23 protein-coding genes are annotated in these 23,033 nt (G+C 62.1%); 5 read left to right on the forward strand and 18 right to left on the reverse strand.

From position 1 onward, the window contains the following. Positions 1-25 precede the first annotated feature (25 nt). Complete coding sequence (gene folE2 / locus ACIP21_RS06680; protein ID WP_400685426.1) at positions 26-913, forward strand: GTP cyclohydrolase FolE2; 888 nt, start codon at positions 26-28, stop codon at positions 911-913. Between the two features lie 3 nt (positions 914-916). On the opposite strand, the gene ACIP21_RS06685 is transcribed toward folE2, so the two are convergent. Then, positions 917-1,444: a DUF3617 domain-containing protein gene (locus ACIP21_RS06685; protein WP_400685429.1), complete on the reverse strand. Its 528-nt coding sequence runs from the start codon at positions 1,442-1,444 to the stop codon at positions 917-919. 131 nt (positions 1,445-1,575) lie between these two features. On the opposite strand from ACIP21_RS06685, the gene cls reads away from it, so the two are divergent. Continuing rightward, positions 1,576-3,015, forward strand: coding sequence for a cardiolipin synthase (cls, locus tag ACIP21_RS06690; protein WP_400685432.1), 1,440 nt, complete (start codon positions 1,576-1,578; stop codon positions 3,013-3,015). A gap of 37 nt (positions 3,016-3,052) precedes the next feature. On the opposite strand, the gene cfaB is transcribed toward cls, so the two are convergent. Beyond that, complete coding sequence (gene cfaB / locus ACIP21_RS06695; RefSeq protein ID WP_400685435.1) at positions 3,053-4,237, reverse strand: C17 cyclopropane fatty acid synthase CfaB; 1,185 nt, start codon at positions 4,235-4,237, stop codon at positions 3,053-3,055. Positions 4,238-4,442: 205 nt separating this feature from the next. Between cfaB and lpdA the strand changes: the two genes are divergently transcribed. Both lpdA and ACIP21_RS06705 read left to right on the forward strand, forming a co-directional pair. After that, entirely contained in the window at positions 4,443-5,843 is a 1,401-nt protein-coding gene (lpdA, locus tag ACIP21_RS06700; protein WP_400685438.1) for a dihydrolipoyl dehydrogenase, read from the forward strand. A gap of 74 nt (positions 5,844-5,917) precedes the next feature. After that, a complete protein-coding gene (locus tag ACIP21_RS06705; protein ID WP_400685441.1) occupies positions 5,918-6,826 on the forward strand; it encodes a LysR family transcriptional regulator in 909 nt (302 codons plus the stop codon). Here ACIP21_RS06705 and ACIP21_RS06710 read toward each other — a convergent pair. Continuing rightward, the gene (locus ACIP21_RS06710) at positions 6,812-7,582 is read right to left on the reverse strand and encodes a substrate-binding domain-containing protein (RefSeq protein ID WP_400685444.1); all 771 of its coding nucleotides are present in this window, start codon (positions 7,580-7,582) and stop codon (positions 6,812-6,814) included. The two genes, ACIP21_RS06705 and ACIP21_RS06710, sit on opposite strands and share 15 nt — an antisense overlap. Continuing rightward, complete coding sequence (locus tag ACIP21_RS06715) at positions 7,579-8,877, reverse strand: MFS transporter (protein ID WP_400685447.1); 1,299 nt, start codon at positions 8,875-8,877, stop codon at positions 7,579-7,581. The genes ACIP21_RS06710 and ACIP21_RS06715 overlap by 4 nt, the downstream gene beginning before the upstream one ends. Positions 8,878-9,203: 326 nt before the next feature. On the opposite strand from ACIP21_RS06715, the gene ACIP21_RS06720 reads away from it, so the two are divergent. Then, complete coding sequence (locus ACIP21_RS06720) at positions 9,204-9,638, forward strand: DoxX family protein (protein WP_400685450.1); 435 nt, start codon at positions 9,204-9,206, stop codon at positions 9,636-9,638. 77 nt (positions 9,639-9,715) lie between these two features. Here the strand turns inward: ACIP21_RS06720 and glmS are convergent, their stop codons facing one another. From glmS to ACIP21_RS06790, 14 genes are all read right to left on the reverse strand, one after another. After that, positions 9,716-11,551, reverse strand: coding sequence for a glutamine--fructose-6-phosphate transaminase (isomerizing) (glmS, locus tag ACIP21_RS06725; protein ID WP_400685453.1), 1,836 nt, complete (start codon positions 11,549-11,551; stop codon positions 9,716-9,718). 2 nt (positions 11,552-11,553) lie between these two features. Next, positions 11,554-12,330: a DeoR/GlpR family DNA-binding transcription regulator gene (locus tag ACIP21_RS06730; protein ID WP_400685456.1), complete on the reverse strand. Its 777-nt coding sequence runs from the start codon at positions 12,328-12,330 to the stop codon at positions 11,554-11,556. 258 nt (positions 12,331-12,588) lie between these two features. Continuing rightward, a complete protein-coding gene (gene glmU / locus ACIP21_RS06735; protein WP_400685459.1) occupies positions 12,589-13,956 on the reverse strand; it encodes a bifunctional UDP-N-acetylglucosamine diphosphorylase/glucosamine-1-phosphate N-acetyltransferase GlmU in 1,368 nt (455 codons plus the stop codon). A gap of 122 nt (positions 13,957-14,078) precedes the next feature. Next, positions 14,079-14,498 (reverse strand): F0F1 ATP synthase subunit epsilon, encoded by a 420-nt coding sequence (locus ACIP21_RS06740; protein ID WP_400685462.1) that lies wholly within the window; start codon positions 14,496-14,498, stop codon positions 14,079-14,081. A gap of 44 nt (positions 14,499-14,542) precedes the next feature. After that, positions 14,543-15,919, reverse strand: a complete 1,377-nt coding sequence (gene atpD, locus ACIP21_RS06745; protein ID WP_016489910.1) for a F0F1 ATP synthase subunit beta — start codon at positions 15,917-15,919, stop codon at positions 14,543-14,545. Positions 15,920-15,946: 27 nt separating this feature from the next. Next, positions 15,947-16,807: a F0F1 ATP synthase subunit gamma gene (gene atpG / locus ACIP21_RS06750; RefSeq protein WP_003253195.1), complete on the reverse strand. Its 861-nt coding sequence runs from the start codon at positions 16,805-16,807 to the stop codon at positions 15,947-15,949. Between the two features lie 48 nt (positions 16,808-16,855). Then, the gene (atpA, locus tag ACIP21_RS06755; RefSeq protein ID WP_322365877.1) at positions 16,856-18,400 is read right to left on the reverse strand and encodes a F0F1 ATP synthase subunit alpha; all 1,545 of its coding nucleotides are present in this window, start codon (positions 18,398-18,400) and stop codon (positions 16,856-16,858) included. A gap of 21 nt (positions 18,401-18,421) precedes the next feature. After that, positions 18,422-18,958, reverse strand: a complete 537-nt coding sequence (locus ACIP21_RS06760) for a F0F1 ATP synthase subunit delta (RefSeq protein ID WP_003253191.1) — start codon at positions 18,956-18,958, stop codon at positions 18,422-18,424. A 12-nt stretch (positions 18,959-18,970) separates the two neighbouring features. Then, a complete protein-coding gene (locus ACIP21_RS06765; RefSeq protein WP_400685467.1) occupies positions 18,971-19,441 on the reverse strand; it encodes a F0F1 ATP synthase subunit B in 471 nt (156 codons plus the stop codon). A 57-nt stretch (positions 19,442-19,498) separates the two neighbouring features. After that, positions 19,499-19,756, reverse strand: a complete 258-nt coding sequence (atpE, locus tag ACIP21_RS06770; protein WP_003097235.1) for a F0F1 ATP synthase subunit C — start codon at positions 19,754-19,756, stop codon at positions 19,499-19,501. Between the two features lie 143 nt (positions 19,757-19,899). Beyond that, complete coding sequence (gene atpB / locus ACIP21_RS06775) at positions 19,900-20,769, reverse strand: F0F1 ATP synthase subunit A (protein WP_167063655.1); 870 nt, start codon at positions 20,767-20,769, stop codon at positions 19,900-19,902. A gap of 16 nt (positions 20,770-20,785) precedes the next feature. Continuing rightward, positions 20,786-21,193 (reverse strand): F0F1 ATP synthase subunit I, encoded by a 408-nt coding sequence (locus ACIP21_RS06780; protein WP_400685470.1) that lies wholly within the window; start codon positions 21,191-21,193, stop codon positions 20,786-20,788. A gap of 149 nt (positions 21,194-21,342) precedes the next feature. Next, entirely contained in the window at positions 21,343-22,215 is an 873-nt protein-coding gene (locus ACIP21_RS06785) for a ParB/RepB/Spo0J family partition protein (RefSeq protein WP_400685473.1), read from the reverse strand. Positions 22,216-22,224: 9 nt separating this feature from the next. Continuing rightward, entirely contained in the window at positions 22,225-23,016 is a 792-nt protein-coding gene (locus tag ACIP21_RS06790) for a ParA family protein (protein WP_400685476.1), read from the reverse strand. Positions 23,017-23,033: the final 17 nt, after the last annotated feature.

The raw sequence follows: 23,033 nt of genomic DNA on the forward strand, positions 1-23,033 counted from the left end.
CGAATGAGGACCCGGAGACTCGCCCATGACTAGCCTGACGCTTCCCGACATCGCCGCGCAAACCCGACGGCACGCCACGCCCCTGGACTGGGTCGGCATGTGCGGCATTGCCTTGCCCGTGCACATCGACGGCCGCCAAGTGGCAGCCAAAGCCGATGCAGGGGTCAGCCTGGTGGATGGCAGTGCGCGCGGCATTCACATGTCGAGGCTGTATCTCGCACTCGAATCGCTGGAGATCCAGCAACTGACACCCGTGGCCGTCCACTGCTTGCTGGCCGAATTTCTTGCCAGCCACGAAGGCCTTTCCTCAGCTGCCTACTTGAGGCTGACGTTCGATCACCTGTTGAAAAGACCGGCTCTGGTCAGCCCTTTGGCCGGCTGGAAAAGCTACCCGGTGGAGGTCGACGCCAGGCTGGAAAATGGAATGTTCCACGTGGAACTATCCGTACATGTTGCTTATTCGTCGACCTGCCCATGCTCGGCGGCACTGGCTCGCCAGATGATTCAGCAACAGTTCCAGGCAGATTTCGCCGAGCAGACCGTGGACCGGGAAAAGGTGCTGGCGTGGCTGGGCAGCAGCGAAGGCATCGTGGCGACACCCCACAGTCAACGCAGCCAGGCTGTCATCAAGGTCCGTCTAGGACCCAGCCTTGAAGCGCTGCCGATTACCGAGTTGATCGACACCATCGAAACCAGCCTGGGTACCGCAGTGCAGACTGCGGTAAAGCGAGCGGACGAACAGGCGTTCGCCTTGGCCAATGGGCAGAACCTGATGTTCTGCGAGGATGCCGCACGACGGGTGCATCAAGCGCTACGGCAGTTGCAATGGACCTCAGCCTTCAGGCTGCGTGTGGAACATGCAGAGAGCCTGCATGCCCACGACGCGGTCGCCAGCAGCCAATGGCAGTGGTGAGATTCAGGTTCGCGGCTTGACGGTACCGCAGTCGTTGCCCAGCCATACCGCGCGGGTGTTCATGCTGCCCTGCTGCTGCACACCCGAGGCATTGAAGGTGCCATTGACCTGGGTAGTGAATTCCCGGTCGCTGAGGAAAGTGGCCTGGCCGGTGCCCTGGGCTTTCGGACAGCTGAACTGAAACTTCCAGACGTTGCCGGTGCGGTCGGTGATCTTCTGCGTGCAGCCGGACTTCGGATCCTGCAACGGTATGTCGTTGGTCTTCACCTGCTCCGGCGTCAGGCAGGAGCGCACACCATTGCCACCCAGGGTGACGCCCTGCTTGGCCAATACCCCTTCCATCATCGCCCGCTGCTCTGGCGGCAAGTTCTTCAACTGGCCGAGCATGAACTGCATGTCCGGTAACGGCTTGCCATCGACCTGCATGTTGCTGGTGGTCAGCTCCCACAGGCCGGGCTGCAACATCTGCGCATGCACCAGCGGGCTACCCAGGACGAGGGCCAGAGCCAACAGTGGCAGACGAATTCTCATGGACGAACGCTCCTCGAAATAACCGGCCAACGGGCCGGGTCGAGGCTTAGACGCCAAATCCGCTTTCAGGTTGCAAGGCGGGCCTGGAACGTGTTCTGTTAACCGCTGTGTACTCGGCAAGCAGGATGCGTATGGATTACCACAGCCCCTACTTTTTCGGCTACTTGCTCGGCTTCATTCACCTGCTTGGCATCGTCGCCGCACTGCATGCGGTGTTCACCGTGCGCACCGCACAGGGTGCGATCGCCTGGGCCATGTCGCTGTTGTTCATCCCCTACTTCACCCTTATCCCATACCTGATCTTCGGCGCCCGTTCGTTCTATGCCTACATCCAGGCCAGGCGCCAGGCCAACCAGGAAATGCACGTGGCCATGGCCAACCTCAACTGGAGGCCCTGGGTCGAGGAGGCGCTGACAGCGCGCGAGTCGCAAAGTTATGTCGCCCTGCGTGCCATGCCCAAGCTCAGCCGCATGCCCTGCCTGGCCAACAACCAGGTGAAGCTGCTGGTCAACGGCAAGGCTACCTTCGAGGCGATCTTCGCTGCCATCGAGCAGGCGCGCGAAGCAGTGTTGGTACAGTTCTTCATCATCCATGACGACACCTTGGGCAAGGCCTTGCAGCAACTGCTGCTGCGCAAGGCGGCCGAGGGGGTGAACGTATTCGTGCTGTACGACCGGGTCGGCAGCCACGCCCTGCCCGCCAGCTACAGCCAGGCACTGCGCGACGGCGGCGTGCAGATCCACGCCTTCGCCACCCGCCGCGGCTGGTTCAACCGCTTCCAGGTCAACTTCCGCAACCACCGCAAGATCGTCGTGGTCGACGGCCTGGTCGGTTTCATCGGCGGGCACAACGTGGGCGACGAGTACCTCGGCAAGCGTCCGCCCCTGTCCCCTTGGCGCGACACCCATGTGCAGATCGGCGGCCCCGTGCTGGCCTGCCTGCAGGAGTCGTTCGCCGAGGACTGGTACTGGGCCACGCGCCAGCTGCCGCCGCTGATCCTGCCGGACACCTACGCCGACGACGGGGTGCTGTGCCAGGCACTGGCCAGCGGCCCGGCCGATCCGCAGGAAACCTGTTCGCTGTTCTTCCTCGAGGCCATCCATTCGGCTACCCGCCGGGTGTGGATCACCAGCCCGTACTTCATTCCGGACGAAGCGGTGTTCGCCGCCTTGCGCCTGGCCGTGCTGCGCGGGGTGGATGTGCGGGTGCTGATCCCGTCGCGGCCGGACCACAGGATCGTCTACGCGGCGTCCAGCCTGTTCGCCTTCGAAGCGGTGCGCGCCGGGGTCAGGATGTTCCGTTACCTGCCGGGCTTCCTGCACCAGAAGGTGGTGCTGGTGGATGACGAAGTCAGCGCGATCGGCAGCGCCAACCTGGACAACCGCTCGTTCCGCCTCAACTTCGAGATCACCCTGCTGACGGTCGACCGCAGCTTCGCCGACCAGGTGGAGGCGATGCTGCTGGCGGACTTCGACCAGGCCCGGGAGATCAGCGCCGAGGACAGCCGCGATACCCATCGTATCCAGCAGCTGGGGATGCGCATCGCACGCCTGATCTCACCGATCCTGTGAACGAAGAAAGGGCCGCGAATGCGGCCCCCTTTTCCTGTCAGCGGTAGATGTCTTCCCGGGTCCAGGGCAAGTTGTGATGCCCATCGGCATAGGGCTTCACCGCCAGGATCTGGTGCAGGTTGATCCAGCCCTTCTGGAACGCATAAGCACACCCGGCCAGATACAGGCGCCAGATCCGCAGGGTCTTCTCCGGCACCAGCGCCGCCGCCTTGTGCAGCTGGTTCTCCAGGTTCGCGCTCCAGTGGTGCAGGGTCTTGGCGTAGTGCAGGCGCAGGCTCTCCACGTCGACCACTTCCAGGCCTGCCACACAGATGCTCGAGGTGATCATCGACAGGTGCGGCAACTCACCGTTGGGGAACACGTAGCGGTCGATGAAGTCCCCGGCCCCGCGCCCGACCGGGCGACCATCGATGTGCTTGGCGGTGATGCCATGGTTCATCACCAGGCCGCCCTCGCGCACGGCACCGAACAGCTTCTGGCAATACAGCGACAGGTTGGCATGGCCGACATGCTCGAACATGCCGACACTGACCACCTTGTCGAAGCGGCCATCCTGGGGCAGGTCGCGGTAGTCGAGAATCTGCAGGTCGACCCGCTCGGCCAGGCCCTCGGCCTTGACCCGCTGGCGGCCGAGCTTGAGCTGCTCCTTGCTCAAGGTGATGCCGAACACCTTGGCGCCATATTCGCGCGCGGCGAAGCGTGACAAGCCGCCCCAGCCACAACCGACGTCCAGCAGGTAGTCGCCGGCCTCCAGGCGCAGCTTGCGGCACAGGTGGTCGAACTTGTCCTGCTGGGCCTGATCGAGGGTGTTGTCGGGCTCGCGGAAGTAGGCGCAGGAATACGCCATGTCCTGGTCCAGCCACAGCTGATAGAAGGCATTGGAGACGTCGTAGTGGTAGGAAATGGATTCGGCGTCGGTGCTTTTGTCATGGGCCACACGCTGCGGCAGCGCGTCGTCCTCATTGGTCAGCAAGGCTTCGCTGAGCTCGTCGCATACGCGGATCGCCTCGCCGATGTCACCTTCGAGCTCCAGCTTGCCCTCCACGAACGCGGTGCCCAGCTGGTCCATGCTTGGGTGGGTCAGCTGAGTGATCAGCTGTGGGTCCTTGACCAGAATGGTGACCTGCGGGCTCGGGCCCAGATCGAACTGGTTGCCGTCCCACAGTTTGAACCGCAATGGCAGGTGCAGGCCCTGCAGTGCCAGTGGAAGTTGAGCAAGCATGAACCCCTCCTATCCATTGATGGCGACGGCGCCTGTTATTTCGAACACCGCCGAAAAAGAGTAGTTCATTCGTGGGATGTTTCCTCTAACCGAGACCAAGGTCTAGAACCAACTGATCTGAACAGCGCATTGGATTGTATACAATCTTAGCTTCTCCGCTTAACCTTGTGCCCCTCTCGCACTTCCTCATCTGGAGTACAAACCCATGAAATCCTATGACGTGGTGATCATCGGCGGCGGCCCTGGCGGCTACAACGCGGCGATCCGCGCCGGCCAGCTTGGCCTGAGCGTCGCCTGCGTGGAAGGCCGCCCGACCCTGGGCGGCACCTGCCTGAATGTCGGCTGCATGCCGTCCAAGGCGCTGCTGCATGCGTCCGAGCTCTACGAGGCCGCCAGCGGCGATGAGTTCGCCCACCTCGGTATCGACGTGAAGCCGACCCTCAATCTCGCCCAGATGATGAAGCAGAAGGACGAGAGCGTGACCGGCCTGACCAAAGGCATCGAGTACCTGTTCCGCAAGAACAAAGTCGACTGGATCAAGGGCTGGGGCCGCCTGGATGGCGTCGGCAAGGTCATCGTCAAGGCCGAAGATGGCAGCGAAACCGCGCTGCAGGCCAAGGACATCGTCATCGCCACCGGCTCCGAGCCCACGCCGCTGCCCGGCGTGACCATCGACAACCAGCGCATCATCGACTCCACCGGTGCCCTCGCCCTGCCCCAGGTGCCCAAGCACCTGGTGGTCATCGGTGCCGGCGTCATCGGCCTGGAACTGGGTTCGGTGTGGCGTCGCCTGGGTGCCCAGGTCACCGTCATCGAGTACCTCGACCGCATCTGCCCGGGCACCGACGAGGAAACCGCCAAGACCCTGCAGAAAGCCCTGGCCAAGCAAGGCATGACCTTCAAGCTCGGCAGCAAGGTGACCCAGGCCAGCTCCCTGGCCGACGGCGCCAGCCTGACCCTCGAGCCCGCCGCCGGCGGTGCCGCCGAGACCCTGCAGGCTGACTACGTGCTGGTCGCCATCGGTCGCCGTCCTTATACCCAGGGCCTGAACCTGGAAAGCGTCGGCCTGGCAACCGACAAGCGCGGCATGCTCGGCAACGACCACCACCGCACCTCGGTGCCGGGCATCTGGGTGATCGGCGACGTCACCTCCGGCCCGATGCTCGCGCACAAGGCCGAGGACGAAGCGGTAGCCTGCATCGAACGCATCGCCGGCAAGCCCCACGAGGTCAACTACAACCTGATCCCCGGGGTGATCTACACCCGCCCGGAGCTGGCCACCGTCGGCAAGACCGAAGAGCAGCTCAAGGCCGAAGGCCGGGCCTACAAGGTCGGCAAGTTCCCCTTCACCGCCAACAGCCGGGCCAAGATCAACCACGAGACCGAAGGCTTCGCCAAGGTCATCGCCGACGCCGAAACCGATGAAGTGCTGGGCGTGCACCTGGTCGGCCCGAGCGTCAGCGAAATGATCGGCGAGTTCTGCGTGGCCATGGAGTTCGCCGCCTCCGCCGAGGACATCGCGTTGATCTGCCACCCGCACCCGACCCGCTCCGAAGCCCTGCGCCAGGCCGCGATGAACGTGCACGGCATGGCCATGCAGATCTGAGCCACGCTGGCTCCGCCGGTTTTTTCGAAATACCATTGATGCACGCTTTCGATCAAACCAGCGGAGCCCACCGGGTGAGCATCAACTTCGATCTGAACGACCTGCAGGCTTTTCGCGCGGTGGTCGAGCAAGGCAGCTTCCGCCGCGCCGCCGACACCATCCGCATCACCCAGTCGGCGTTGAGCCGGCGCATCGAAAAACTCGAGTCGGCACTAGGGGTGAAGCTGCTCGAACGCACCACCCGCAAGGTCTCGCTGACCAATGTCGGACGCGCCTTCCTGCCCCAGGTCGAGCGCCTGCTCGACGACCTCGACCTGGCCCTGCTCAGCGTCGGCGACGGCAACTCGTTGCGCACCGGCACCCTGACCATCGCCTGCGTGCCCTCGGCGGCCTACTACTTCATGCCCCACGCGATCCGCGCTTTCCATGCCCAGTATCCGAAGGTACGCATCAACCTGTACGACGCTTCCGCCAATGACGTCAGTGCCGCCGTGGCCTCCGGCGAAGCCGACTTCGGCCTGAGCTTCACCGGCAACCTTGCCCCGGAAATCGACTTCAGCGTGCTGCTGGAAGAGCGCTACGTGATCGCCTGCCGCCGCGACCACCCCCTGGCGGAACTGGACCAGGTGACCTGGGCACAGGCCTACGAGCACGACTACATCTCCCTGGGCAAGTCGTCGGGCAACCGCCTGGTGCTGGACCGGGCGCTGAGCGGGATGCGGGTAGAGAAGGAGAGTGTCTGCGAGGCGCGCCACGTGACCACGCTGCTGGGCCTGATCGAGGCGGGCCTTGGGATTGCCGCAGTGCCCTCGATCGCCCTGCCCATGACGCCCCATCCGATACTCGCCAGCATTGCGCTGGTCGAGCCGGAGGTCACTCGCAAGATGGGGCTGCTCAAGCGCCGCGGCCGCACGCTGACACCGGCGGCACTCGAGATGGAGCGGTTGATTCGCGAACTGCCCGGTGTATTACCGGGCGACTGAATCCAGGCCGGTGGCTTGCACGGCGGGTTGCACCGCAGGCGAAGCCAGGTACTGCAGCAGTTGCTTCGCTTCGGCGGGATGCTCGGCGGCCTTCGGAATGCCGGCGGCGAAGCGCGTCACCGACTGCAGGCTTTCCGGGATCTTGCCTACATAGGTGACACCCGCTTCCGGCAGCAGCTCGGCGACTTGCTGGAAGCCAAGCTGGTAAGTGCCCTTGGCCACCTGGGAGGCCACCGGAATACACTCGACCATGGTGCTCTTGCCCACCAGTTGCGCCTGGATGCCCAGTTTCTTGTACAGCTCCTTCTCGATGTACACGCCGCTGGCGCTGTCCGAGTAGGCCACCGACCTGGCCGCCAGCAAGGTCTGCTTCAGCTCGTCGGCGGTGCCGATGGCAGGCTTGGCCTGCCCTTCCTTGACCACCATGCCGATGCGCGAGTCCGCCAGCTCGACCCGCGAGGCCGGGTCGACCTTGCCCTGGCGGATCAACTCATCCAGGGCGTAGCCGACCATGATCACCACGTCGGCGTGCTCGCCGCGCGCCAGGCGGTTTGGAATCGCCTCGGGCGCCTTGCCCATGGACGGGCCGAGCACGGTCACCAGGGTGTCCCCGCTCTGCTGCGCGTACTGCGGGCCGAGCTTCTTGTAGGCGGCGGTGAAGCCGCCCGAGGTCATCACTGTCAGTTCGGCGGCCTGGGCCAGGCCGCAACCGGCAACCAGGGCGGCTGCCAGCAACGCTTTCAACGAGGCCTTCATACGGTCACCGCCGCACGCTGGGCCAGGCGGCGATAGAGCATCCAGGTGGCGACGAACGCACAGAGCGCGGCAAACATCAGCCAGTAGGCCGGGGCAGCCTTGTCGCCGGTCTCGTGGATCATCCAGGTCGAGATGGCCGGGGTGAAGCCGCCGAACAGCGCGGTCGCCAGGCTGTAGGCCAGGGAGAAACCGGCCACGCGCACTTCCACCGGCATGATTTCGGTCAGCGCCGGGATCATCGCGCCGTTGTACATGCCATACAGGAACGAGAACCACAGCAGCGTTTCGAGCATGTGGCCGAAGGTCGGCGCCTGGGCCAGGTAGGTCAGCGCCGGGTAGGCGGTGATCACGGTCATCAGCGACATCGCCAGCAGCAGCGGCTTGCGCCCGATACGATCGCTGAGGGTGCCGCCGATCGGCAACCAGATGAAGTTCGACACCGCCACCAGCAAGGTCACCAGCAGCGCGTCGCCAGTGCTCAGTTGCAGCACGGTCTTGCCGAAGGTCGGGGCGTATACGGTGATCATGTAGAAGGCGGTGGTGGTCATCGCCACCATCAGCATGCCGAACAGCACCACACCGTAGTTGGCGGCCAGCGTTGCCAGCACCTGCTTCATGGTCGGGCGATGGGCGCGCGCGGCGAACTCTTCGGTCTCCTGCAGGTTGCGACGCAGCAGGAAGATCATCGGGATGATCATGCAGCCGACGCCGAACGGTATGCGCCAGCCCCACTGGGAAATCTCGGCGGCCGTCAGCCACTCGTTGAGGGCGAAGCCCAGCGCGGCAGCGACGACGATCGCCACCTGCTGGCTGGCGGACTGCCAGCTGGCATAGAAGCCCTTGTGCCCCGGCGTGGCCATCTCGGCCAGGTACACCGATACACCACCCAGCTCGGCACCCGCCGAGAAGCCCTGCAACAGGCGCCCGATCAGCACCAGCGCCGGCGCCAGCAAGCCGATGCTGGCATAGCCAGGCACCAGGACGATGAGCAAGGTGCCGCTGGCCATGATGCCCAGGGTAACGATCAGCCCTTTGCGACGGCCCACGTCATCGATGTACGCACCGAGGATCACCGCACCCAGCGGGCGCATGAGGAAGCCTGCGCCGAACACGGCGAAGGTCATCATCAACGAGGCGAATTCATTGGAGGCGGGGAAGAAGGCCGCCGCGATGTGCGTGGCGTAGAAGCCGAACAGGAAGAAGTCGAACTGTTCGAGGAAATTCCCGGACGTGACCCGAAAGACCATACTGGCTTTGGATTTGCCCTGGGACACCGAGTGGGACGGCAGGCTCATGGTGGATCTCCAGCGTTTCTTAATAATTGTAAGTGCTTATTTCCGGAATGATCGGCGAAACGGGCGCTGGGGATAATCGTTCATTTTTCATTAATTGATGCGCGGTTGCGATCACTGAGCCCTTGATTGGCGTTCAGGCTCGGCAGCCAGGGCGTTATCGAGGATTGGCCTGTTGCGTGAATTGTCCCGAATTTCGGAACAATTATTCACGCGCAGAGCGGATTGTCTTGGTTTGGTCCGGGCTTCAGAATGGCCTCCATACCGCAGACATCGCCAACGGCACAGCGCGGTGACTGACCCAGAACTCGATAATCAGGAGCTACACCATGAACACTCTGAAAGACACAACTGCAGTCGTCGGCCGCGTTCTGCTGGCCACCCTCTTCCTGCTGAGTGGCTTCAGCAAGCTGGCCTCGCCGGAAGGTACCATCGCCTACATCGAATCGGCCGGCCTGCCGTTTCCGCTGCTGAGCTACCTGGCCGCACTGGGCGTCGAACTCGGCCTCGCAGCGCTGCTGATCATCGGCTTTCAAACGCGCATCGTCGCTGTGGTGATGGCGCTGTTCACCGCCATGGCCGCCTTCGCCTTCCACAACAACCTGGCGGACCAGGGGCAGTTCATCAACTTCTTCAAGAACATCTCGATTGCCGGCGGGCTGTTGCAGATCGCAGCCTTTGGTGGGGGTGCGTTGAGTGTTGATGCCCTGCTGGCGAACATCAAAGCGCGGGCTAGTGGGAAGGCGGTACTGAAGGCTGCTTGATAATTTTCGGACTACGACAATGAGAAAGCCCCGGCACCTGGCCGGGGCTTTTTGCATCTCGCGAATGCTAAAAGTGCTTATTCCACCGTCACCGACTTCGCCAGGTTCCGCGGCTGGTCCACGTCAGTCCCCTTCAGCACTGCCACGTAGTACGACAGCAGCTGCAGTGGAATGGTGTAGAGAATCGGCGCCAGCTCGTCGGCGATGTGCGGCACCTTGATCACGTGGGTACCTTCGCCGTTGCTCATGCCGGCGTTCTGGTCGGCAAACACCACCAGCTCACCACCGCGCGCGCGCACTTCCTGCAGGTTGGACTTGAGCTTCTCCAGCAGTTCGTTGTTCGGCGCCACGGTCACCACTGGCATGTCGCTGTCCACCAGGGCCAGCGGGCCGTGCTTGAGCTCGCCGGCCGGGTAGGCTTCGGCGTGGATGTAGGAGATTTCCTTGAGCTTGAGCGCACCTTCCATGGCCACCGGGTATTGCGCGCCGCGGCCGAGGAACAGGGTGTGGTGCTTGTCGGCGAACAGCTCGGCGGTTTTCTCCACAGTGCTGTCCATGGCCAGGGCTTCGCCCAGGCGGGCCGGCAGGCGGCGCAGTTCTTCCACCAGGTTGGCTTCCACGCCAGCCTCCAGGGTGCCGCGTACCTGGCCCAGGGCCAGGGTCAGCAGCATCAGCGAGACCAGCTGGGTGGTGAAGGCCTTGGTCGAGGCCACGCCGATTTCCGGGCCGGCCAGGGTCAGCAGGGTCAGGTCGGATTCACGCACCAGCGAGCTGATGCCGACGTTGCAGATCGCCAGGCTGCCGAGGAAGCCCAGTTCCTTGGCGTTGCGCAGGGCGGCCAGGGTGTCGGCGGTTTCGCCGGACTGGGAGATCGAGACGAACAGGGTATCCGGCTGCACCACCACCTTGCGGTAGCGGAATTCGCTGGCCACTTCGACCTGGCACGGGATGCCGGCCAGGCTTTCCAGCCAGTACCGGGCAACCATGCCGGCGTGGTAGCTGGTACCGCAGGCAACGATCTGCACGTTGCGCACCTTGGCGAACAGCTCGGCGGCCTGTGGGCCGAAGGCCTGGACCATGACATGGTCCTTGCCCAGGCGACCTTCCAGGGTGCGCTGGACCACGGCTGGCTGCTCGTGGATTTCCTTGAGCATGAAGTGGCGGTAGGCGCCCTTGTCGGCCGCTTCGGCGCCTTCGTGGTACTGCACGGTTTCGCGCACCACCGGCTGGCCGGCCTGGTCCCAGACCTTCACCTGGTCGCGGCGGATCTCGGCGATGTCGCCCTCCTCCAGGTACATGAAACGGTCGGTGACCTGGCGCAGGGCCAGCTGGTCGGAGGCGAGGAAGTTCTCGCCGTGGCCAAGGCCGATCACCAGCGGGCTGCCGCTGCGGGCGGCAACCAGGCGGTCCGGCTGTTTGCTGCTGATCAGCGCCAGGCCGTAGGCACCGTGCAGGCGCTTGATCGTGGACTTCAGCGCGTCAGCCAGGTCCGGGATGGTCTTCAGGGTGTGGTGGATCAGGTGCACGATGACTTCGGTGTCGGTCTGCGAGGCAAACACGTAACCCAGGCCCTTGAGCTCTTCACGCAGTTCTTCGTGGTTCTCGATGATGCCGTTGTGCACCACCGCCACTTCGCTGCCGGAGAAATGCGGGTGGGCGTTGCCTTCGGTCGGCGCGCCGTGGGTAGCCCAGCGGGTGTGGGCAATGCCCAGCTGGCCGTTCAGCGGTTCGGCAGCAACGGCGGCTTCCAGCTCGGCGACCTTGCCGATGCGACGGCGGCGCTGCAGTTCGCCCTGCTGGGTGTAGACGGCCAGGCCGGCGCTGTCGTACCCGCGATATTCAAGACGCTTGAGGCCTTCGATGAGAATGGCTGTGATGTTGCGCTCGGCTACGGCACCAACGATTCCACACATGGTTATTGCTCCTGGCTGATCGCGGCGCAGATCAGGTTGATGCCGCGGGCTTGAATCTGTTCGCGTGCCGCTGCGGGCAGGCGGTCGTCTGTAATAAGGGTGTGCACACTGCCCCAGGGCAGCTCGAGGTTGGGGATCTTGCGCCCGACCTTGTCGGACTCGACCATCACGATCACCTCACGGGCCACCTCGGCCATGACCCGGCTCAGGCCGAGCAGTTCGTTGAAGGTGGTGGTACCGCGTTCGAGGTCGATGCCGTCGGCGCCGATGAACAGCTGGTCGAAATCGTATGAGCGTAGTACCTGCTCGGCGACCTGGCCCTGGAAGGACTCGGAGTGCGGGTCCCAGGTGCCGCCGGTCATCAGCAGCACCGGCTCGTGCTCGAGTTCGCTGATGGCGCGGGCCACGTTGAGCGAGTTGGTCATCACCACCAGGCCGGGCTGGCGACCCAGCTCCGGGATCATGGCGGCAGTGGTGCTGCCACTGTCGATGATGATCCGGGCGTGTTCGCGTACTCGGCCCACTGCGGCACGAGCGATGGCCTTCTTGTAGGCGGAGACCGGTTGCGCGGTTTCGACGAGCATTTCCTGCGGTACCGGCACCGCGCCGCCATAGCGACGCAGCAGCAGGCCGGTGGCCTCGAGGGCAGCGAGGTCCTTGCGAATGGTCACTTCCGAGGTTTCGAAACGCTTGGCCAGGGCGTCGACGCTCACCTCGCCTTGCTCGCTGAGCAGGGCCAGGATGTTGTGGCGACGCTGGGGGGTGTTTCGTTTCGACATGGGCGTTTAAGTTTCGATTCGAAAGATAATGGTTGCAATCAAAACCTAAGATGGGCGATTCGTCAAGCTGTGCATAACTCTGAAGATGCATGGTTCTTTGTAGGAGCGGGTTTACCCGCGAACACCGGCATAGCCGGTGCCATCCTCCGCGGTGAATTCTTCGCGGGTGAACCCGCTCCCACAGGAGTATGCAGCGGGCATAAAAAAGCCGAGTTATTCACATAACTCGGCTTTCGATCGAAGCTGCTTGTGTATAACTCAGCTCTTCTTGATCTTCTCCGGGCGCTTCCAGCCGGCGATGTTGCGCTGGCGCGCGCGCGCCACCGCAAGGTCACCGGCCTCGACGGCCTGGGTGATGGTCGAACCCGCCGCGGTGGTCGCCCCGGCCTTGATTTCCACAGGCGCCACCAGCGAGTTGTTGGAGCCGATGAACACGTCCTCGCCCATCACGGTCTTGAACTTGTTGGCGCCATCATAGTTGCAGGTGATGGTGCCGGCGCCGATGTTGGTGCGCGCGCCGACCTCGGCATCGCCCAGGTAGCTCAAGTGACCGGCCTTGGCGCCTTCACCCAGGTGCGCGTTCTTCAGTTCGACGAAGTTACCCACATGGGCCTTGGCATCGAGCACGCTGCCCGGGCGCAAGCGGGCGAACGGGCCGGCATCGCTGCCCTCGCCCATCACCGCGCCTTCCAGGTGGCTGTTGGCCTTGACCACCACGCCCTTGCGCAGGGTACTGTTCTTGATCACGCAGTTCGGGCCGATCTGCACGTCGTCCTCGATGACCACCTTGCCTTCGAGAATCACGTTGACGTCGATCAGTACATCCCGACCAACGGTCACTTCGCCACGTACATCGAAGCGTGCCGGGTCGCGCAGGGTCACGCCCTGGGCCATCAGGCGGCGGCCTTCGCGCAACTGGTAGTGACGCTCCAGTTCGGACAGCTGGCGGCGGTCGTTGGCGCCCTGCACTTCCATCGGGTCGTGGGGCTGCTCGGTGGCCACCACCAGGCCGTCGGCCACGGCCATGGCGATCACGTCGGTCAGGTAGTACTCGCCCTGGGCGTTATTGTTCGACAGGCGGCCCATCCAGTCGGCCAGGCGCGCGGCCGGCAGCGCGAGGATGCCGGTATTGCCTTCCTGGATCGCCTTCTGCGCTTCGCTGGCGTCCTTGTGCTCGACGATGGCGGTCACCTTGCCATCGGCATCGCGCACGATGCGACCGTAGCCGGTCGGGTCCTGCAAGGTCACGGTGAGCAGGCCCAGTTGCTGGTCGCTGACCTTGGCCAGCAGGCGCTGCAGGGTCTGCACTTCGATCAGCGGTACATCGCCATACAGCACCAGCACGGTGTCGGCGGTAATCGCCGGCAGCGCCTGGGCCACGGCGTGGCCAGTGCCCAGCTGCTGGTCCTGCATGACGAAGTTCAGGTCATCGGCCGCCAGGCGCTCGCGCACCAGCTCCGCACCATGGCCTATCACCACGTGAATGCCTTGCGGCTGCAGCTGACGGGCGCTGTGGATGACATGGCCAAGCATGGAGTTGCCGGCCACCGGGTGCAGTACCTTGGGCAGCGCGGAACGCATGCGGGTGCCTTGGCCTGCGGCGAGAATGACGATATCGAGGGACATTGACTGGCTACCAATCCTGGGCGGTCAGGGATGACCGAAGAGGGGGAATGCTGAAAAAGAAAAAGGGTAGCCGAGGCTACCCTTTAACTCAATCGCAACGCAGGTGATCGGCCAGGGCCGAATTACTTGCCTCTGCGCATTTGCTGGACGGTACGCAACTGAGCTGCGGCCTCGGCCAGACGTGCGGCAGCAGCGCCGTAGTCGAAGTCCGAGCCTTTGGTGTTCAGCGCGTTCTCGGCAGCCTTGAGGGCTTCCTGAGCTTGAGCTTCGTCCAGGTCGGCAGCACGCTGCACGGTGTCGGCAAGAACCTTGACCATGTTCGGCTGCACTTCGAGGAAGCCACCGGAGATGTAGAACACCTCTTGAGCGCCACCCTGCTTGGTCAGCGTGATCGGACCCGGCTTGAGATTGGTGATCAGCGGCGCGTGGCCTGGAGCGATACCCAGATCGCCCAGGTTGCCGTGCGCTACTACCATCTCGACCAGGCCGGAGAAGATTTCTCCTTCCGCGCTGACGATATCGCAATGGACTGTCATAGCCATCTGCTTGCCTCAACCTGATTAGCGCCCCTTGCGGGGCGCCGGGATTACAGTTTCTTGGCTTTCTCGATCGCTTCGTCGATGCTGCCGACCATGTAGAACGCTTGTTCTGGCAGGTGGTCGTAGTCACCTTTGAGGATGCCGCTGAAGCCAGCGATGGTGTCTTTCAGGGAAACGTACTTGCCTGGCGAACCGGTGAAGACTTCGGCCACGAAGAACGGCTGCGACAGGAAGCGCTGGATCTTACGAGCGCGGGCTACCAGTTGCTTGTCGGTCTCGGACAGTTCGTCCATACCCAGGATCGCGATGATGTCCTTCAGCTCTTTGTAGCGCTGCAGAACATACTGAACGCCACGCGCGGTGTCGTAGTGCTCGTTGCCGATCACGTTCGGGTCCAGCTGGCGCGAAGTCGAGTCCAGTGGGTCGACCGCTGGGTAGATACCCAGGGAGGCGATGTCACGGGACAGAACGACGGTGGCGTCCAAGTGGGCGAAGGTGGTCGCTGGCGACGGGTCGGTCAGGTCGTCCGCAGGTACGTATACGGCCTGTACGGAGGTGATCGAACCTTCTTTGGTCGAAGTGATGCGCTCTTGCAGCACGCCCATCTCTTCGGCCAGGGTCGGCTGGTAACCTACTGCCGAAGGCATACGGCCCAGCAGTGCGGATACTTCGGTACCGGCCAGGGTGTAACGATAGATGTTGTCGACGAACAGCAGAACGTCGTTACCTTCGTCACGGAACTTCTCGGCCATGGTCAGGCCGGTCAGCGCTACGCGCAGACGGTTTCCTGGTGGCTCGTTCATCTGACCGTAGACCAGCGCTACCTTGTCGAGAACGTTGGAGTCCTTCATCTCGTGGTAGAAGTCGTTACCCTCACGAGTACGCTCACCCACACCAGCGAACACGGAGTAACCGCTGTGTTCCATGGCGATGTTACGGATCAGTTCCATCATGTTTACGGTTTTGCCTACACCGGCACCACCGAACAGACCAACCTTACCACCCTTGGCGAACGGGCAAACCAGGTCGATAACCTTGATGCCGGTTTCCAGCAGGTCGTTGCCGCCTGCCTGGTCAGCGAACGAAGGCGCTGGCTGGTGGATACCGCGACGCTCTTCTTCGCCGATCGGGCCGGCTTCGTCGATCGGGTTGCCCAGTACGTCCATGATACGGCCCAGGGTGGCCTTACCAACAGGAACGGAAATGGCAGCGCCGGTGTCGACGACATCCAGACCACGCTTCAGGCCTTCGGTCGAGCCCATCGCAATGGTACGAACCACGCCGTCGCCCAGCTGCTGCTGAACTTCCAGGGTGGTTTCCGCGCCTTGTACTTTCAGCGCGTTGTAAACACTCGGCACGACGTCACGTGGGAATTCCACGTCGATGACGGCGCCGATGATTTGAACGATACGTCCGCTACTCATAGCTGGATCCTCTGAATTTTTGAACCGTTAAACCGCGGCAGCGCCGCCGACGATTTCCGAGATCTCCTGGGTGATCGCAGCCTGACGCGCCTTGTTGTAGATCAACTGAAGCTCTTTGATCAAATCACCGGCGTTGTCTGTGGCGTTCTTCATGGCGATCATCCGGGCCGCTTGTTCAGCAGCGTTGTTCTCGACCACCGCCTGGTACACCTGCGACTCCACGTAACGCACCATCAAGCCGTCCAGCAGCTCTTTTGCGTCGGGTTCGTACAGGTAGTCCCAGTGATGCTTGAGATCCTGATCCGGGGTTGCCACCAACGGTACCAATTGCTCTACCGTCGGTTTTTGGGTCATGGTGTTGATGAACTTGTTCGAAACCACCGAGAGGCGATCGATACGGCCGTCCAGGTAGGCGTCCAGCATCACTTTGACGGAGCCGATCAGATCGTTGATCGATGGCTCTTCGCCCAGGTGGCTGATCGCGGCTACGACGTTGCCGCCAAAGATGCGGAAGAAAGTCGCACCCTTGCTGCCGATCACGCACAGGTCGATTTCAACGCCCTGTTCGCGGTTTGCGCTCATGTCCTTGACCAGGGCCTTGAACAGGTTGGTGTTCAAGCCACCGCACAGACCACGGTCACTGCTCACCACGATATAACCGGCGCGCTTTACAGGGCGCTCGATCATGAACGGGTGGCGGTATTCCGGGTTGGCGTTGGCCAGATGACCGATCACCTGGCGGATACGCTCCGCGTAAGGACGGCTAGCAGCCATGCGCATTTGTGCCTTGCGCATCTTGCTGACCGCCACTTTCTCCATGGCGCTGGTAATTTTTTGCGTGCTTTTGATGCTCGCAATCTTACTGCGAATCTCTTTTGCGCCTGCCATGTATCACCTATCAGGTTAGCAAGCGGGGGCCGGAGCCCCCGCTGCGGCTTACCAGGTCTGGGTGGCCTTGAACTTCTCGATACCGGCTTTCATGCCAGCGTCGATTTCGTCGTTGAAGTCACCCTTCACGTTGATCTTCGCCATCAGTTCGGCGTGATCACGGTTGAAGTAGGCGATCAGTGCTTGCTCGAAGCTACCGACCTTGGCGACTTCCACGTCAGTCAGGAAACCACGCTCAGCGGCGTACAGCGACAGGGCCATGTCCGCGATGGACATCGGCGCGTACTGCTTCTGCTTCATCAGCTCGGTTACGCGCTGACCATGCTCCAGCTGCTTGCGGGTCGCTTCGTCCAGATCGGAAGCGAACTGGGCGAATGCAGCCAGTTCACGGTACTGAGCCAGTGCGGTACGAATACCACCGGACAGCTTCTTGATGATCTTGGTCTGAGCGGCACCACCTACGCGGGATACCGAAACACCGGCGTTCACTGCAGGGCGGATGCCCGAGTTGAACATGGCCGATTCCAGGAAGATCTGACCGTCGGTGATGGAAATCACGTTGGTCGGAACGAACGCGGAAACGTCGCCAGCCTGGGTTTCGATGATCGGCAGGGCGGTCAGGGAACCGGTCTTGCCAGTGACTGCGCCGTTGGTGAACTTCTCGACGTACTCTTCGGAAACGCGCGATGCACGCTCCAGCAGACGGGAGTGGAGATAGAACACGTCGCCTGGGTACGCTTCACGTCCTGGTGGACGGCGCAGCAGCAGGGAGATCTGACGGTAGGCAACGGCCTGCTTGGACAGGTCATCGTAAACGATCAGGGCGTCTTCACCGCGGTCACGGAAGAACTCGCCCATGGTGCAGCCGGCGTATGGCGCCAGGAACTGCAGTGCGGCGGATTCCGAAGCACTGGCAACGACCACGATGGTGTTGGCCAGGGCGCCGGCTTCTTCCAGCTTGCGAACGATGTTGGCAACGGTGGAACGCTTCTGGCCGACTGCAACATAAACACAGAAAATACCGGAGTCTTTCTGGTTGATGATGGCGTCGATGGCCATGGCGGTCTTGCCGATCTGACGGTCACCGATGATCAGCTCGCGCTGGCCACGGCCGACAGGGATCATGGCGTCGACGGACTTGTAGCCAGTCTGTACAGGCTGGTCTACCGACTTACGCCAGATCACGCCTGGAGCCACTTTCTCGACCGCGTCGGTCTGGGTGTTGCCCAGAGGACCTTTGCCGTCGATCGGGTTGCCCAGTGCGTCGACGACGCGGCCCAGCAGTTCCTTACCAACCGGAACTTCCAGGATGCGGCCGGTGCACTTGGCGCTCATGCCTTCGGCGAGGGTGTCATAGGCACCCAGGATCACTGCACCTACGGAGTCTTGCTCCAGGTTCAGGGCCATGCCGAATACGCTGCCAGGGAACTCGATCATTTCGCCGTACATGACGTCGGCCAGACCGTGGATCCGCACGATACCGTCGGATACCGAAACAACGGTACCTTCGTTACGGGCTTGGGAGCTCACATCGAGGTTGTCGATGCGGCCCTTGATGATTTCACTAATTTCGGAAGGATTGAGTTGCTGCATTGCTCTGCTGCCCCTTCAAACTCAAGATTTCAATGCTTCGGCCAGTTTCGCGATCTTGCCGCGAACAGAGCCATCGATTACCAGGTCACCAGCGCGGATGACGACGCCGCCAATCAGGCTGGCATCCTCCGACGCGTGCAGGCGCACTTCCTGGCCTAGCCGTGCACTGAGAACCTTGGCGAGTTTGTCTTGCTGTTCTTGGTTCAACGCGAAGGCACTGGTGACTTCCACGTCCACGGATTTCTCTTGCTCGGCCTTGTACAGGTCGAACAGAGCGGCAATCTCCGGCAGGAGCAGGAGACGGTCGTTTTCCGCGGCAACATGAATGAAATTCTGTGCCTGTGCATTGAACTTGTCACCGCACACGTCAATGAACGTGGCGGCCTTTTCTGCGCTCGTCAGTCGCGGGGCCTTGAGCAGGCGCTGCATGGTGTCGTCTTGCGACACCGCAGCAGCCAGGCCGAGCATGGCTGACCAATTGGCCAGTTGCTGATGGGCCTGGGCATGCTCAAAGGCAGCCTTAGCGTAAGGTCGGGCCAACGTGGTCAGTTCTGCCATGATCGCCCTCGCTTAAATTTCAGCGGCCAGTTTGTTAACCAGCTCCGCATGCGCGTTTTGATCGATTGTGGCGCCAAGGATCTTTTCAGCACCGCCAACGGCCAGGGCACCCACTTGGGCACGCAGGGCGTCTTTGGCACCGTTCAGTTCCTGTTCGATCTCGGCCAGAGCCTGAGCCTTCACACGGTCAGCTTCGACGCGGGCCTGTTCACGGGCTTCCTCGACAAGCTGAGCAGCGCGTTTCTTGCTTTGCTCAATGATTTCGGCTGCCTGTGCTTTAGCTTCACGCAGTTGCTGACCCACTTTCTCTTGGGCCAGCTCCAGGTCGCGAGCTGCGCGGTTGGCAGCGTCCAAGCCGTCGGCAATCTTCTTTTGACGCTCTTGCAGAGCAGTGATGACCGGAGGCCATACGTACTTCATGCAGAAGAGTACAAAAATCAGGAAGGCAACGGATTGGCCAATCAGGGTTGCATTAATGTTCACGCCAACACCTCGCTCGGTCTTAATTCATCACAGCCATCAACTCGTGGTTACGAGTGATTAGCCGGCGATCTGACCAACGAACGGATTCGCGAAGGTGAAGAACAGAGCGATACCAACACCGATCATGGTTACGGCGTCGAGCAGACCGGCAACGATGAACATTTTGACCTGCAGCATCGGAACCATTTCTGGTTGACGAGCAGCGCCTTCCAGGAATTTGCCGCCCAGCAGGCCGAAACCAATGGCGGTACCCAGAGCACCCAGGCCGATCAGCAGAGCAACAGCGATAGCGGTCAGACCAACTACAGTTTCCATCTTTCCTCCCGACTTTTACGTCGTATTGGTTAGGTTTTTAGTTTGAAGCGGTAAAACAAATCGTTTGGTACAGCTGCCCTTGCGGACTTTTAAAGCCCTCCCCCCAAACGAGCGGGGAAGGCTACAAGACACGCCAGGCGGTCTTAATGGTTATCTTCATGGGCCATCGACAGGTAGACGATGGTCAGCATCATGAAGATGAAAGCTTGCAGGGTGATGATCAGGATGTGGAACACGGCCCACGCCCATTGCAGCACCACACCCAGGCCGCTGAGCCACAGCAGGCCGGAGCCGAACATCACGGCGATCAGGATGAACACCAGTTCGCCGGCGTACATGTTGCCGAACAGACGCAGTGCCAGCGAGATCGGCTTGGCGATCAGGGTGACGAATTCCAGCAGGAAGTTGACCGGAATCAGCAGGATCTGCACGAAGATGTTCTTGCTGCCGAACGGGTGCAGGGTCAGCTCACCGATGAAGCCGCCCAGGCCCTTGACCTTGATGCTGTAGAAGATGATCAGGGCGAACACGCAGAAGGCCATGGCCAGGGTCGCGTTCGGGTCGGTGGTCGACACGGCGCGGAACGGAATGTGCGGGTCACCGGAGATCAGGATGGCCAGCTGAGGAATCCAGTCGACCGGTACCAGGTCGACGGCGTTCATCAGGAACACCCAGACGAAGATGGTCAGCGCCAGCGGAGCGATCACCGGGCTACGGCCGTGGAAGGAGTCCTTCACGCTGCCATGGACGAAATCGACCATCACTTCGACGAAGTTCTGCAGACCGCCAGGCTGGCCGGAAGTCGCCTTCTTGGCCGCCATGCGGAAGATGAACAGGAAGATCAGACCCAGCGCGACGGACCAGCCCAGGGTGTCCACGTGGAATGCCCAGAAGCCCATTGCCTTGGCTTCTGCAGCCGAATGGGCGAAGCCCCAGCTGCCGTCTGGTAATTGACCATAGGTCAGGTTCTGCAAGTGGTGCTGGATATAACCCGAAGCGGTTTCTTCTGCCATGGTTGCCTCAAACGCCCTAAGGTCTCGAAAGTCTTTTATTCATCAGCAGGGGCGCGAACCAGCTGACCCAAAGGGTCAACACGAAGACGCCGAATACTGCTAACGGCGCCAGCGGCTTCACTCCTGCGAAGGTCAGTGCAAAAAGCACTGCCGTCAAAATCATCTTGCCTGCCTCGCCTGCGTAGAACGACTTGACGATGGCCTGTGCCGCCCGGGCTCCACTGAAGCGAAAAGCCTTCCAGGCGAAATACACGTTGGGCAGCCAGGCAATCAAACCTCCGCAAAGGCCTGAATATCCACTGACCACCCCTTTCCACTGCCACAACACCAAGGCTGCCGACAGTAGTACGACGAATTGAGCCAGCAGTACCGGGAAAACCGCCCAGCGATGGAAAGGCAGGCGGTTTGGCGTGCGGATTTCCATCACAACTGCTCCTCGGAAGTCGACCAACAAGTCAGTATCGACTTGGCATAATTTGTGCCGACAAAATGCGCGCAGAGTATAGGGGTGGATCAACCCCTATTCAACTCTTCGGTAGTGATTTCCGACTGCGCGCTACAACGGGAATTGTTTCAGCGGATGTGAGCAAGCACGCCTTGCAACTCGTCAAGCGAGTTGTAACGGATAACCAACTGGCCTTTGCCCTTGTTGCCATGGCGTATCTGCACCGGGGAGCCCAGGCGCTCTGCGAGCCGCTGTTCAAGGCGCTCGATATCCGGATCAGGTTTGCTCGCTTCGACCGGCTCAGGCTTGCCGTTGAGCCACTGGCGCACCAGTGCCTCGGTTTGGCGCACGGTAAGCCCGCGTGCGACAACATGACGCGCCCCTTCTTCCTGGCGATCTTCTTCCAGGCCGAGCAAAGCACGGGCATGGCCCATTTCCAGATCGCCGTGGGCGAGCATGGTCTTGATCGCTTCCGGCAGCGAGATCAGACGCAGCAGGTTGGCCACGGTGACCCGCGACTTGCCTACGGCATCGGCGACCTGTTGCTGGGTCAGCTCGAACTCCTGCTGCAGGCGCTGCAGGGCCAGGGCCTCCTCCAGGGGGTTGAGGTCCTCGCGCTGGATGTTCTCGATCAGCGCCATGGCGATGGCGGCTTCGTCCGGCACTTCGCGCACCATCGCCGGGACGGTGTCGAGGCCGGCCTGCTGGGTCGCGCGCCAGCGGCGCTCACCGGCGATGATCTCGTAGCGGTTGCCGTCGATCGGGCGGACCACGATCGGCTGCATCACGCCATGGGTGCGGATCGAGTGCGCGAGCTCTTCGAGTGCCTCGGGGTCCATGTCGCGACGCGGCTGGTACTTGCCGCGCTGGATCAGTTCGACGGGCAGGTGTTGCAGTTCTTTCCGGTCGATCTTGACAGCCTGCTCTTCGAGCGCGCTGACGGAAGGACCACTGAGCAGTGCATCCAACCCACGTCCGAGACCTCGTTTCTTAACGGCCATGCGGATTCCTTAAGTTGTTTGTGCAGTGCGCGATGGACGACGCTGACGGCGTACCAGTTCCCCGGCCAAGGCCAGGTAGGCCAGTGCGCCACGCGATTGCTTGTCGTAGGCCAGCGCCGGCATGCCGAAGCTCGGCGCCTCGGCCAAGCGGATGTTGCGCGGGATGACGGTGTCGTACAGCTGCTCGCCGAAGTGCTCCTTGAGCTGCGCCGAAACATCGTTGTTCAGGCTCAGGCGCGGGTCGTACATGGTCCGCAGCAGGCCTTCGATCTTCAGCTCCGGGTTGAGCCGGGCGGCGATGCGCTTGATGTTATCCACAAGGTCGCTGAGACCTTCCAGCGCGTAGTACTCGCACTGCATCGGGATGATCACGCCATCGGAGGCGACCAGGGCGTTGAGCGTCAGCATCGACAGCGACGGTGGGCAGTCGATGAGGATGTAGTCGTAGTTCTCGCGGATCGGCGCCAGCGCGTTGCGCAGGCGGCTCTCCTTGACCTGCATTTCCAGCAGCACCACTTCCGCGGCGGTCAGGTCGCGGTTGGCCGGCAGCAGCTGGAAGCCGCCGTGCTCGGAGTAGTGCATGGCCTGGGCAAGGTCGCATTCGCCGATCAGCAGGTCGTAGACCGAGTGCTCGAGTTCGTGTTTGTCCACACCGCTGCCCATGGTGGCGTTGCCCTGCGGATCGAGGTCGATCAGCAGCACACGACGCTTGGTCGCGGCCAGCGATGCTGCGAGGTTGATACAGGTGGTGGTCTTGCCGACACCACCTTTCTGGTTCGCGATTGCGAATACCTTAGCCATTGTTGCGTGTGTTCCCA

This window comes from Pseudomonas sp. NPDC089401, from assembly GCF_044749485.1.
Lineage (GTDB): Bacteria > Pseudomonadota > Gammaproteobacteria > Pseudomonadales > Pseudomonadaceae > Aquipseudomonas.